Source organism: Bradyrhizobium sp. CB1717 (genome assembly GCF_029714325.1).
In the GTDB taxonomy this organism is placed as follows: domain Bacteria; phylum Pseudomonadota; class Alphaproteobacteria; order Rhizobiales; family Xanthobacteraceae; genus Bradyrhizobium.
The window spans coordinates 572,954-585,789 of record NZ_CP121666.1; the positions used below are offsets into that span (position 1 = coordinate 572,954).

Consider the following 12,836-nt stretch of genomic DNA (forward strand, 5'->3'; position numbering starts at 1 on the left):
GACAAGGGACGGAAACGAACATGAGGACACAGGTACTGGTGGTGGGCGCCGGGCCCGTCGGATTGACCGCGGCGATGGATCTGGCCTCGCGCGGCATCGACGTCGTCGTCGCGGAGATCCGTCACGCCGGCGATCCGCCCAGCGTCAAGTGCAACCATGTGTCGGCCCGCTCGATGGAGATTTTTCGACGGCTCGGCGTTGCCGCCAAGCTGCGCGATGCGGGCCTGCCTGCGGACTTTCCCAATGATTGCTCCTACCGGACCACGGCGACCGGCATCGAGCTCTGCCGGATCGACATTCCCTCCCGCGCGCGCCGCTACGGCGCAACCGGCGGCCCCGACACCTGGTGGCCGACGCCGGAGCCGCCGCACCGGATCAACCAGATCTATCTCGAGCCGATCCTGTTCAGCCATGCAGCGGCGCAAGCACGCATCGAGATCCTGGCGCGCACGGAAATCACCGATATCGAACAGCACGGCGACCATGTCGTCGCGCTGGCGCGCGATCTCGACAGCGGCACCTCGCTTCGCATCGAAGCGTCGTTCGTGATCGGCTGCGACGGCAGCCGTTCGCTCGTGCGCAAATCGATCGGCGCCAGCCTGTCCGGCACGCCGGTGATCCAGCGCGTGCAGTCGACCTTCATCGAGGCCCCGCAACTGAAGGAGTTGATGGGCGCGCACAAGCCGGCCTGGATGGTGCTCTCGCTCAATCCGCGCCGCTCCGGCACCACGGTTGCGATCGACGGTCACGACCGCTGGCTGATCCACAATCACCTGAAGCCCGACGAGCCCGAATTCGACTCGGTGGATCGCGACTGGTCGATCCGCGCCATCCTCGGCGTCGACGAGCGGTTCGAGTACAAGGTCCTCAGCAAGGAGGATTGGGTCGGACGCCGCCTCGTGGCCGATCGCTTCCGCGACCGCAGAGTCTTTATCTGTGGTGACGCCGCGCATCTGTGGATGCCCTATGCCGGCTACGGCATGAATGCGGGCATTGCGGACGCCGTTGACCTCTGCTGGCAGCTGGCCGCGCATCTGAACGGCTGGGCGCCGGCTGCGATCCTCGATGCCTACGAGGCGGAGCGCCAGCCCATCACCGAGCAGGTGTCGCGTTTTGCGATGGACCACGCGATGAAGATGATGGCGCAGCGCGGCGGCGTCTCGGCGGAGATCGAGGACGACACGCCGCGCGGCCACGCCGCGCGCGCGGCGCTGGCGCGAGCGGCCTACGATCTCAACGTCCAGCAATATTGCTGCGCCGGCCTCAACTTCGGCTACTACTACGACGCCTCGCCGATCGTCGCGTATGATGGCGAGACACCGCCGCCTTATGCGATGGGCAGCTTCACGCCCTCCACCGTGCCGGGCGCGCGTGCGCCGCATCTGTTCCTGCGCGACGGGCGGTCGCTCTACGATGCGTTCGGCGCCGGCTACACGTTGTTGCGGTTCGATCCGGCGATCGATGTGACGCGGCTGCAATCTGCAGCAAAGGAGCGCGGCGTGCCGCTTGCGCTGGTCGACATCGCGCCTGATGAGGCGAACGGCGCCTATGCCGAAAAGCTTGTGCTGGCGCGGCCCGATCAGCACATCGCCTGGCGCGGCCAGGCCGCGCCGGAAAATCCACTGGGCTTGCTGGCGCGCATCACCGGTGCCGCGGCGTAAGACGACTTCAAGCGGATAGCCCGGCGGCGCAGGCCGCCGGCTGTGTTTCAAGAACAAAGCACACTTGAGGAGGAGAACGTGTTTCACGTTGCAAGGCGCCGCATCCTGGCCGTGCTGACGGCTGCGACTTTCGCCGTGTTGCCGCTGCAGGCAGGCCGTGCCGCCTATCCGGAGCAATTGATCAAGGTCATCGTGACCTTCCCGCCCGGTGGCAGCGCCGACACCGTCATCCGCGCGCTCGAACCGCTCGTCACCGCCGAGCTCAAGCAGAGCCTGGTCATCGAAAATCGCGCGGGCGCCGGCGGCAACATCGGCATGGCCGCAGTCGCGCAGGCCAAGCCCGACGGCTACACGCTCGGCGTTGCGCCGGCGGGTGCGCTCACGGTGAATCCGCACCTCAATTCCGCGATGCCGTTCGAGTTGAAGGACCTCGCACCCATCACCCTGCTTGCGGAGATTCCCTTTGTGCTGGTCGCTTCCGCGAATATCCCGGCACACACTGCCGCGGAGACGATCGCGCTCGCCAAGGCCAAGCCGGGCGCGCTGTCGATCGGGCATGGCGGCAACTCGACGGCGATGCATTTGACGGCCGCGCTGTTCACGCAGAAGACCGGGATCGCCATGGAGCTGGTCCCGTATCGCGGGACGGCGCCGGCGACGGTCGACGTTCTCGCGGGCCATGTCCCCTTCGCGGTGCTGGATATTCCGTCGTCGCGGCAATTGATCCTCGATGGCAAGCTCAACGCCATCGGCGTTTCCTCCGCGCGCCGTCTTCCGTCGTTACCCGACGTTCCGACGCTGGCCGAGAGCGGCATTGCGGGTTTCGAATCCGTGGGCTGGTTCGGGCTCGTTGCTCCCGCCGGCACGCCTGCAGACGTCATTGGTCGGCTGAACGAAGCCTTCACCAAAGCCCTGAAGGATCCCTCGGTGGCTGAGAAGATCAGGACCCTCGGCGCGGAGCCGGCACCGATGGCGCCAGAGCAGTTCGGCCGCTTCATTCAGAGCGAAAGCACGAAGTGGGGCAAGCTCATCAGCGAGGCCGGCATCAAGGCGAACTAGGTTCGCTCTTCACGCGATGCTGGCCCGCATCTCGACATCGGCTCCTTCCGCTACGTCGCGATCGGTCGGCGCCACGTCGACGACCGCTCCTTCGCGTGTGCGATGTACACGGCCGCGCCTGAGCTAACGCGCACCGATGCCCGCGCTCTCGATCACCCGCTTGTAGCGTGCGGTCTCCTCGACAATGAACGGGCCCATCTCGGCCTGCGCCTTGTCGGCAATCGACACCTGGCCGTTGGCGGCGAGGTCCGCGACGATGGCGGGGTCGGCGAGCGCGGCGGCCAGCGCCTCGGAGAGCCTGCCCACGATTCTCGGGTCGGTCCCGGCCGGGACAGAGACCCAGGTCGAGCCGACACTGACGGCGTCCGGGTAGCCGGCCTCCAGCACCGTCGGCGCGTTGGGCAGCGCGGCCAGCCGCGCCGTGCCGGTGGTGCCGAGCACCTTGACCTTGCCGGTGTCGATCAGCGGCCTGAGCACGGTAAGGTAGTCGAAGGAGACGTCCAGGATGCCCGACATCATGTCGGTCATCTGGCTCGAGCCCGACTTGTAGGGCACGTGGGTCAGCTTGATGCCGGCGGCCGCCTGGAACATCTCGCCGGCAAGGTGCTGGGCGGTGCCGGGGCCGGGGGAGCCGAAATTGACCTTGCCCGGGTTGGCCTTCGCGTAGGCGACGAACTCAGCCAGCGTGCTGTAGGGCGCTGCTGCGGTCGCGACGAGGATCTGGTTCGCCGAGCTCACGCCGCGGACGTGGACGTAGCTCAGAAGCGGGTCGTAGTTGAGCTTCTGCAGCCCCAGGTTCGGCTGGATCGTCATCGGCCCGCCGGAGGCGTAGAGCACGGTGTAGCCGTCGGGCTGGGCCCGGGCCACGAACTCCGTCCCGATGGTCCCGCCGGCGCCGGGCCGGTTCTCCACCACCACGGGCTGCCCAAGCCGCGTCCGCAGCAGCTCCGCGATCTTGCGCGAGACGAGGTCGGTGACGCCGCCGGCCCCGAACGGCACCACCCAGGTGATCGCGCGGTTCGGCCAGGAGTCCGCGGGCGTCTGGGCCCCCGCGGCGCCCGCCTGGAGCGCCAGCGTCGTCGCGGCGACGAGACACAGAAGCGCTCTCATCACCGTGGATCCGCGGCGACCGTTCAGGCCGCTGCCCGCGCCAAATCCCATGGATGAAGTCCTCCCTCGCTGCAGTGTGGCCGTTTACGGCCATGTTGACCGAAAGTTACAGCGTTGAGTCTCCTCCAACCATTGGCGCAGTCTGAGCATCTCTTTTGCAAAATATGAAAAGATCGATGAATCGCTTTCAGGAGTGTTGCCGGAACAGGAGCGGTGACGGGTTGAACCTGCCGGCCGCGGGGGCCGACCTAGCAACAGCCCGCCGGCCGGCTGGGAACGAGGTCATTTACGACGATGTTCGACAAAGCCTACCGGCAGCGCCTCGAAGCTGACCTTGCGCAATGGGAAGCCGACGGCGTGATTGCGCCGGCGGCCGCCGCCTCCATCCGTCATGCGCTGCCGCCACTGTCGCCCGGCATCAACATCGCCGTGGTCGTCGCCATCGTCGGCGGTCTCCTGATCGCTGCCGCGTTCCTCGCCTTCGTCGCGGCGCACTGGACGGAGATCGCGCGGCTGATGCGGTTTGCGATCCTGATCGCCGGCATGGCCGTCGCCGGCGGTCTCGGCGCCTGGTTCGCCGCGCGGGAGCGCACCGTTCTCGCCGATCTCTGTGCGAGCGTCGGCGCGATCATCTTCGGCGCAGGCATCGCGCTGGTCGGGCAGATGTATCATCTCGGCGAAGACTTTGCCGGCGGCATGCTCTTGTGGTCGATCGGCGCGCTTGCCGCCGCAGTGCTGACCGGCTCGCGCGGTGCGTTGGCGGTCGGCCTCGTGGCCGCCTCGGTCTGGACCTGCATGCGGGCTTACGATGCGCCTGATGTCCTGCATCTTCCGTTCGTGGCGGTCTGGCTGTTCGCCGCCGCTCTCGCCTTCGCCTGGCATTCCCGCGTCGCCGCCCATCTCGTTGCGATCGCGGTGCTGCCGTGGTGGATTGCGACGTCGCTTCGTTTCGAATTCGACGGAGCTCAGCCGTCATTCGTGCTCGCCAACGGCGCGGCCTTGCTGTTCGGCGCGGGGCTTGCGATCGCTGCTGCGCCGTCGCCGAGGGCGCTCCGGCTCGGTAGCGTCCTGTCGATCTACGGAGCGCTATCGCTGGCCATCGTGGCGTTCCTGGAGGTGACGACGGTCGACGACATCGTCCGCTTCCGGGCCGGTTCTGGTGCGGGCCAGCCGCTTTGGGCCATTGTGTGCGGGGTTGCCGGTGTGGTCCTTGCGCTGGCGTCGGCCGCGATCACCAGGCGCGCAGGCGAAGTCCTTGCAGCAGGCGCGATCGGGCTGGTCCTGCTCGCGGCGCCGGTGTGGCCGGCCTCCATGGCCGGCGAGTCCTGGCTCGCCTATGCCGCGCTGCTCTTGGCGATGCTGTGTCTCGTCGTCTCCGGCATGCTCGATGACGTGCGTCCGCGCATCGTCGCCGGCTGGCTCGGGATTGCCGGGGTCATCGCGGGCATCACCTGGGCGGTGAAGGGATCGCTGCTGCGCCGCTCGGCGTTCCTGGCAGCGGCGGGCGTCGCGGCCGTCGCATTTGCAACCGCACTCAATCGCGTGCTGCCGAGGGCTGGGCGATGACCGATCTGATCGCATCCGTCACAAAACTCTGGCAGCGCATTCCGAAAGCCGTGCTGTTCGGTGCCGCCATCCTGATCCAGTGCGCGCTGCTGGTTCTGATGGTTGCCGATCGCATGCAGATCCTGCGCGACGGCCGCGAGGTGACCCTCCAAACCCAGCCCGTCGATCCCCGCGATCTCCTGCGCGGCGATTATGTCGTGCTCCGCTACGACATCTCGCAGTTGCCGTCGGGTGCGCTCACCGGCAAGCCGTCCGGGACGCGCAATCCCGTCGTGTTCGTCAAGCTCGCGCCGAATGCCAACGGGCTTTACGAGGCCGTCTCGGTGCATGCCGAGCCTGTTCCGGTCACGGCGCCCGAAATCCTGATCCGCGGCCGCGTTCTCTATTCCTGCGGTTCGACCAGCCCCATCTTCTGTGACAAGCTGACGATCAAATACGGTCTCGAAAGCTATTTCGTGCCCGAAGGCGAGGGCAGGACGCTCGAGCAGGCCCGCAATCAGCAGAAGCTGCGCGTCGTCGCCGCCGTGCTGCCTTCAGGCCGCGCCGCCATCAAGCGGCTGCTGCTCGACGGCAAGCCGGTGTATGAGGAGCCGTGGTACTAGGCGTCGCTGATCCTCAAGCCGCCTTCAGCGCCCGCCGCAGCACGTCCCATATCCGCGGCTCGCTCATATGCGTCACGTTGAACCGCATGAAGTTCGTTGCCGTCTGCGACACGCTGAACACGTTGCCGGGTGCGAGCACGACGTCTTCTTCGAGCCCGGCGCGCGCAACGGCCGTGGCGTCCTGTCCGCCCGCAAGGCGGCACCAGAGGAAGAAGCCGCCGCGCGGCATCAGCCAGGGTTCGATGCCAAGGGCCTGAAGTTTTCGCGCGATGTCGCGGTGCGTGCGTGTGAGCCTCTGCCTCAGCTCGTCCATGTGCTTGCGATAGCTGCCGCCGGCCAGCACGTTGGCGATGAGTTCGGTCGCAACCGGGCTCGGGCCGCCAAAACTGGTCGCGACCTGGAGGTCGACCAGTTGCTCGATCCAGTCGGCGCGTCCCGCAATGTAGCCGCAGCGCACCGAGGCCGAGAGCGTCTTGGAGAAGCTGCCGATGCGGATCACGCGGTTGAGCCCGTCGAGCGCGGCAAGGCGCGGTGAGCGCTCCGGCTCGAAATCGCCGAAGATGTCGTCCTCGACGATGGTGAGATCGTGCGCGGCGGCCGCCGTCAGAAGCCGGTACGCGCTCTGCAGCGACATCGTCGCGCCGGTCGGGTTGTGCAGCGCTGAATTGGTGATGTAGAGCCGCGGCCGCTCGCCGGCGAGGACCTGTTCGAAACGTGCGACGTCAGGGCCCGACGGCGTATAGGGCACGCTGATGATCCTGGCCTGATGGGCCCGCAGCAGCGCGCGAAAATTGAAGTAGCAGGGGTCGTCGACCAGCACGGTGTCGCCGGGGCGGAGCAGGAAGCGGCAGATCAGGTCGGTTGCCTGCGTGCCCGAACCCGTCAGCATCAGCTGGTTGACCGAGGCCTCGATCTCATCTTCGGCCAGCCGCTTCAGCAGCAACCGGCGCAGAGCGGGGGAGCCTGACGTCGAGCCGTAATTGGTCAAGACGCTCGCATCCGTGCGGGCAAGTGCGCGCGCGGCGCGGCGCAGGGCGTCCTCCGGCATCCAGTCCGGCGGCAGCCAGCCGCAGCCGGGCTTGAGCACGCTCTCGTCGGCGTCTAGCGATTGCCTGGACACCCAAAACGGATCGACCGCGCGGTCGCGGCGCGGCTCGGCCTCGGTCAACACAAGTGGCGGCATGACGCTCGGCGACACATAGAAGCCCGAGCCGCGGCGGGCGCGGATCAGGCCCTCGGCCGCCAGGCGATCGTAGGCTTCGACCACCGTGGAGGGCGAAACCCCCATCGTCGCGGCAAGACCGCGGATCGACGGCAGCCGGTCGCCGGCACCGAGCGCGCGGCCCGCGACCCTGGCGCGGATCGCGGTCATCACACCGCTCGTCCGCGTCCCGTTGCGACCCTTTCCTTGCGCGCCGTCCAAAGTGTATGACCTTCCATATCCATACAGTTTGGCGCAATTGTACTGCATTGTCGCTGTCCCCGCCAGCGCGGAAGGCCGAAGATCGCCGTCTCAAAAAGAGGTGGACATGCAATCGGCGGGCAGCGGCTGGGGCAACGGGCTTCTTGGCGTCATCATCTTCAGCGGCTCGCTGCCGGCGACGCGCGTGGCGGTCGGCGGCTTCTCCGCGCTGTTCCTGACCTCAGTGCGCGCGGTCATTGCCGCACTGATCGGTGCGGCAATGCTCGGTCTGCTGCGTCAAAGCTGGCCGGAGCGGCGGAATCTCGCCTCGCTCGCCATCGTCTCCATCGGTGTCGTCGTCGGCTTTCCCCTGCTGACGGCGCTCGCGCTCCAGCACATCACGTCCGCGCATTCGATCGTGTTCATCGGGCTGTTGCCCTTGTCGACCGCGATCTTCGCCGTGCTGCGCGGCGGCGAGCGGCCAAAGCCGCTGTTCTGGCTGTTCGCGATCCTCGGCAGCGCCACGGTGGTCGGCTTCGCTCTCTCCAGCGACGGCTCCGCCTCGCTGACAGGCGATCTCCTGATGGTCGCGGCGATCGTGCTGTGTGGGCTCGGCTATGCCGAAGGCGCCGCGCTGTCGCGCCGTCTCGGCGGCTGGCAGGTGATCTCCTGGGCGCTGCTGCTCGCGCTGCCGCTGATGGTGCCGGTCGTGGCGTTGACCTGGCCATCGACGTGGAGCGGCGTTGATACGCCCGCCTGGATCGGGCTCGCCTACGTCTCCGTCTTCAGCATGTTCGTCGGCTTCATCTTCTGGTACCGCGGGCTTGCCATTGGCGGCATCGCCCGCGTCGGCCAGTTGCAGCAGCTGCAGCCGTTCTTCGGCCTCGCGCTCGCCGGCTTCCTGCTGCACGAGCCGGTCGCCTGGAGCATGATCGCCGCGACCGCATTCGTCGTCGTCTGCGTCTTCTTCGCGCGGCGGTTCGCATGAGGCTGAAAGCCTCACGCCTGTCCCATCACCGTCCGCGCCAGCGCGCTCTTTGCGAACTTCTTCAGCGGCATCGGCTTGCCGAACAAAAAGCCCTGCACGAGGTCGAAGCCGAGCTCGTTGGCGGCGACGAGATCGGCGCGGCTCTCGACGCCTTCGGCGATGGCGCCGACACCGTAGCCTTGTGCAAGCTCGACGATGTGGCGGCACACCGTTCGCTTCAGCCGATCATCGCCGCTGCCGGTGACGAAGTGCCGGTCGGCCTGCAGCTTGATGAAGGGGATCTTGCCGAGGTCCATCAGCGAAGGCCAGTTGGCGCCGAGATTGGCGATCGACAGGCCGATATTGTGCAGGCGCACCTCGCGGGCGACCTCGACGAGGTGATCGAGGTCGCGGAACGCCTCTTCGCTGTCGATCTCGATCGTCAGTCCGCCGAAGGCCGGATGCGTCGGCACACGGCGGCAGAGATCGCGCACGGCCTGCGGTTCCTTCAGGTAGGAGGCCGGCAGGTTGATCGAGAGATCGACCGGGCCCTGCCGCTCCAGCAGATAGTGCCAGTCCTGCACGGCGCGCTCGATCACGAATTCCGACAGGCTGCGCAGATGCGGATCGTCCGCTTCGGGAATGAAATAGGCGGGCGGCACCACGCCCCAGGTCGGATGCCGCATCCGCACCAGCGCTTCGGCGCCGCTGCGGATCAGCGTCCTCGCGTCGATCTTGGGCTGGTACCACAGCTCGAGCCAGCCGGCATGCAGGGCCTCGCCGACATGCACGGCGGGGCTCGGCGCCGGCTCCTCCGGCAGCAGCATCGCGACGCGGTCGCGCAGCGTCTCCGCGGCAAAGGGCGTGGTCAGCGGCGGCAGCATCGCAAGACCGTATTCCTCGCCGACCTGCTGCACGGCCCTGACGATGATCGACTCGCGGGCGCCGACGGCGAGAACCTTGCCGTCGAATGACTCGCGCACCAATATCTCCAGGAATTTCCCGGGCTCGATGCCGTCGGCGGCGATGCCGAGCAGGATCAGGTCCGGCAATTCGCGCGTCAGCACGGCTTGCAGCTCGTCCGCGCTGGCGCATTCGCTGGTGACGAAGCCGAGATCCTCCAGCACTTCGGCGAGGAAGGCGCGCAGGTGGCGCTTGCCGTCGGCGACGCAAGCGCGCGGCGTCATCTTTCGCCGCCCGAAGGTTTTGGGCCTTCGTCCGGCGAGCTCAACAATTTCATCGTTCATCGCAAACCACTCCCGTTCCGCGACAGGTGTTAGCGACGGGAGCAGTTTCAAATATGGAGAGCTTCAGCCGATTGTTGAATTATCTGGGTAACGTTAAAGCGCGCACCACGTCTAAAATTGTCCGGATCTCGTTGCAGAAGTTTTTACGTCTGACCGCACATGACGGCCGCGTGACACCGTCATCGCGGAAGAATCTCGAATGATGCGGCTCGTTGCGCGCGCGAGGTCGGTGTCCTGCAATAGGACGGAGCCGTTCGCGTTTCGCCCAATTGAATAACGGCGGTATCAGTTGCCGGTGGCCTTCTCGTGTTGAGCCATCCCGACCGCCTTGTAGTCGTAGGTCGGATAGAACTCGGTGCGGTAGGGACCCCACGCGGTGTCCTCGATCACGCGGTTGACCTCGCGCAGCCGCGAGGCCGGCAGGCGCAGCGTGACGACCTGGCCGATGCCCATAATCACGTACCAGCTCACGACCTCGATGCCGGGCGGCGGAAACGCCTTGCGGAAGCCCTGCTTGTCGAGCTGCGCATTCAATTCGCTCAAGGGGCGGGACTGGTCGTGCTTGAAGAAGATGGTGAGCAGCACCGCGTTGTCCGCGGTGGGCGCCGCATCGCCCTGCGGCGGCGACGTCTGTGCCATCGTCGTCGATGTCAGCGCCAGCGCGACCGTCAGCAGGGCAGCCATCGTCAACGTCCGTCGGTTCGATATCATCGCGGATTCCTTCCCAATGCTCGTCAGATGGACCGGAGCATAGAAGCGACACATGCAGCGGAAAAACTCATATTCGCGCGATGCGCGCATGTTCCGCCGTCGCTCGTGACGGTTCTGCGACAATGCGCGCGGGCGAGACGGCGCGTGTGTGAAGCAGATCACATGTGCATTGCCGCAGCTGCGGTAATGGTCCACGTAGCCGGTGGTGGGCTGTCGAGGATTGCAGCTATGTCGATGCGGCGAATGATGTATTGGTGGTTCAGGTTCGTGCTGTCAGGGCGGTTTATGGATCGCTTCCTGTGCCTGCCGCGTTAGCCGCGCTGCGCAACGTGGCCCTTTGCGGCCGAACCCCGATCTAGGTCTGCCCGATCAATTTGCGAAACGCCGCCGCGCCGTCCTGCACGGCGTCGCGCCCCTTCCAGGCGAGATAGGAGAGCTTGCCGCCGAGCGTGTCGTGGCTGCGCAGCCGGCGCGAGCCGAGGATGTGGCCGACATTGGACGGGAAGCGGCTCACCTCGGCGGACACCAGCGCCGCGATCGCGTCCATCAATTGCTGGAGGCGGACGCCCCATTCGCTGGCCTCGATGCCGTCGATGCGGACCTTGAGCGCATATTCGGTGTCGTAGATCTCGGCGAGCAGGTCGCGGGCGACCAGCACCCGGTTGTGCCGGAGCGCGACCCTGAGCGCGAGGCGCTTGTCGTCGAGTCGGTCGAGCACCATGGGCACGACGCAGGCATAGGGCGCGGCGGCGACGTCGGCCGCGGCCTTGCTTGCGGCGGCCTTGGTGGCAAGGTGCACCAATTGCCAGGACGTCTTCAGCCGCCGCGCCACCAGCGCCAGCGCGTAGGGCAGCGCCTCGGGATGTGACTTCCTGAAGGCATCGAGCTGCGCGGTGATCTGGGCAACCTGGCCGTCGTCGAACTTCGCGATCTTCTCGGGTAGCTTTCCGTTGAACTTCGGCAGCGCGTCGCCGGCGCGCAGCACGTGCTGCATCTTCCTCACGTCGTCGAAGGCGGTGCGCGAGGCCGTATATTGCGCGAGCTTGCCGCGGGCGAACTCGGCGCTCTCCACTGATGCAAGGGTGTTCTCGAGCACCTTGATCACCTTGGTCTGGAAGCTCGACGCGATCTTCTGCACTTCCTTCGGATTGTTGGCGGTGACCTGGTCGTTGATCGCCTTGATGTAGTCGCGTGCCATGGTCGGCAGCAGGTCGCGGCAGATCCACTCCCAGATCGGGGTCAGGGTGTTGCGCGAGATGCGTCCCGCATTGGCATGCTCGGGCGCGCCGTCGATCAGCAGCAGCTCGAGCGGGGCGAAGAAATAGCGCGAGGGGCTGGTCGCGCGCGCCTGGGTCGATCCGTCCTTGCGAAATTCGGCGCGCAGGCGGGCCTGGACCTCGGCCGAGCCGGGCATGTCGATGCCGCACAGCTCGAGCCGCTCGAGCTCGCTGAGCAGACAGCTGCGCGACAGCGGCGTCAGCCTCTGCAGGAATTCCGACAGCCGATCGATCTCGTTCATGGCACGCAATCTTCCGCAACGATTCCAGCAGGCCTACCGGCCCAATGCATGGAGGCATTTGCGCGCTCTCAATTGTGACCTAGAGAAGCAAGTCGCCGTTAATTAATCCGTAAAATCCGGGGGCCCGGGCGTCCGGCCGGGGTGGCGGCCAAGCAGGCTTCGGCGTGTTCACCGGGGATTTGGGCGAAGTTCTCAACCCTTGCATGGTCGAAGCAAGCCTCGCGCAAGCATAAATTGTGCCGATGCCGAGGTTTTAGCGCAAAACTGACAAAATCACCGTAGTCTTACGGAGCAAAAAGTTAACCACAGATCGGCCCCGGTTCCGCTAAACAGGTCACATGGGGTCACAGAATGATACGGCCGCCGATTCGCGGCCGTCGGAATGGTACGAAAGCAGCACCGCTCCAGCTGAAGAGCTCGATTTCGTCCGCCTGAACGCCGCCCGGGCCAAGGCAGCCGACGAAATGGCGGCGGCCATCGCCCGCGAGCTCAACGGACCCCTGACTGCGCTCCTGCTCTATATGGGCGAGATCAAGCATCACAGCGATCAGCTCGCGCCTGTCACGGCCGACCGTGCCTATCTGCAGCGGGTGGTGGAGAATGCGCTGACGCAGACCGAGCGCGTCTGCGGCCTGGTCAAGCAGCTTGCCGGCCCCCACAAGGGTGCCCCGCCGATTCCGTCCCGGATCGAAGACGCAGAATCGAACGCCCCGCGCGCACAGCAAGCCCAGCGCGTGCCGAGCGCCGAACTGATGGGTCTGTCGGGCCAGAAACGGCTGACCAAGCGCGAACGCGAGGTGCTCCGCCTGATCAGCGAGGGCTATTCGAACAAGCAGGGTGCGCTTCGGATGCAGATCAGTCCGCGCACCTTCGAGAGCCATCGCGCCGAGGCGATGCGCAAGCTCGGTGCGCGCAACACCGCGGATCTCGTCCGCGCGGCGCTGCTGCATTCGATCGATTGAGGTTCTTGTCTTGCGCCGCCGCCGGCGGTG

11 protein-coding genes are annotated in these 12,836 nt (G+C 66.4%); 6 read left to right on the top strand and 5 right to left on the bottom strand.

All coding sequences use genetic code 11. From position 1 onward, the window contains the following. Window positions 1–20: 20 nt before the first annotated feature. Window positions 21–1,661 carry an FAD-dependent oxidoreductase gene (locus QA649_RS02670; RefSeq protein WP_283022842.1) on the top strand — a complete coding sequence of 547 codons (1,641 nt, stop codon included), beginning with the start codon at window positions 21–23 and terminating at the stop codon, window positions 1,659–1,661. 78 nt (window positions 1,662–1,739) lie between these two features. Then, the gene (locus QA649_RS02675; protein WP_283022843.1) at window positions 1,740–2,720 is read left to right on the top strand and encodes a tripartite tricarboxylate transporter substrate binding protein; all 981 of its coding nucleotides are present in this window, start codon (window positions 1,740–1,742) and stop codon (window positions 2,718–2,720) included. 123 nt (window positions 2,721–2,843) lie between these two features. Here the strand turns inward: QA649_RS02675 and QA649_RS02680 are convergent, their stop codons facing one another. Further along, a complete protein-coding gene (locus tag QA649_RS02680; protein WP_283022844.1) occupies window positions 2,844–3,830 on the bottom strand; it encodes a tripartite tricarboxylate transporter substrate binding protein in 987 nt (328 codons plus the stop codon). A gap of 294 nt (window positions 3,831–4,124) precedes the next feature. Between QA649_RS02680 and QA649_RS02685 the strand changes: the two genes are divergently transcribed. Both QA649_RS02685 and QA649_RS02690 read left to right on the top strand, forming a co-directional pair. Beyond that, window positions 4,125–5,396: a DUF2157 domain-containing protein gene (locus QA649_RS02685; RefSeq protein WP_283022845.1), complete on the top strand. Its 1,272-nt coding sequence runs from the start codon at window positions 4,125–4,127 to the stop codon at window positions 5,394–5,396. After that, complete coding sequence (locus tag QA649_RS02690; protein ID WP_283022846.1) at window positions 5,393–5,998, top strand: GDYXXLXY domain-containing protein; 606 nt, start codon at window positions 5,393–5,395, stop codon at window positions 5,996–5,998. Before QA649_RS02685 ends, QA649_RS02690 begins: the two co-directional genes overlap by 4 nt. Window positions 5,999–6,011: 13 nt before the next feature. Here the strand turns inward: QA649_RS02690 and QA649_RS02695 are convergent, their stop codons facing one another. Further along, entirely contained in the window at window positions 6,012–7,421 is a 1,410-nt protein-coding gene (locus QA649_RS02695; RefSeq protein ID WP_283022847.1) for a PLP-dependent aminotransferase family protein, read from the bottom strand. A gap of 106 nt (window positions 7,422–7,527) precedes the next feature. Between QA649_RS02695 and QA649_RS02700 the strand changes: the two genes are divergently transcribed. Then, a complete protein-coding gene (locus tag QA649_RS02700; RefSeq protein ID WP_283022848.1) occupies window positions 7,528–8,388 on the top strand; it encodes a DMT family transporter in 861 nt (286 codons plus the stop codon). An 11-nt stretch (window positions 8,389–8,399) separates the two neighbouring features. On the opposite strand, the gene QA649_RS02705 is transcribed toward QA649_RS02700, so the two are convergent. From QA649_RS02705 to QA649_RS02715, 3 genes are all read right to left on the bottom strand, one after another. Then, a complete protein-coding gene (locus tag QA649_RS02705; RefSeq protein WP_283022849.1) occupies window positions 8,400–9,614 on the bottom strand; it encodes an EAL domain-containing response regulator in 1,215 nt (404 codons plus the stop codon). Window positions 9,615–9,899: 285 nt separating this feature from the next. Next, window positions 9,900–10,298: a hypothetical protein gene (locus QA649_RS02710; RefSeq protein ID WP_283022850.1), complete on the bottom strand. Its 399-nt coding sequence runs from the start codon at window positions 10,296–10,298 to the stop codon at window positions 9,900–9,902. Window positions 10,299–10,680: 382 nt separating this feature from the next. Beyond that, on the bottom strand, window positions 10,681–11,844 hold the full coding sequence (locus QA649_RS02715) for a hypothetical protein (protein WP_018646896.1): 1,164 nt from the start codon (window positions 11,842–11,844) through the stop codon (window positions 10,681–10,683). A 338-nt stretch (window positions 11,845–12,182) separates the two neighbouring features. On the opposite strand from QA649_RS02715, the gene QA649_RS02720 reads away from it, so the two are divergent. Next, the gene (locus QA649_RS02720) at window positions 12,183–12,806 is read left to right on the top strand and encodes a LuxR family transcriptional regulator (protein WP_283022851.1); all 624 of its coding nucleotides are present in this window, start codon (window positions 12,183–12,185) and stop codon (window positions 12,804–12,806) included. Window positions 12,807–12,836: the final 30 nt, after the last annotated feature.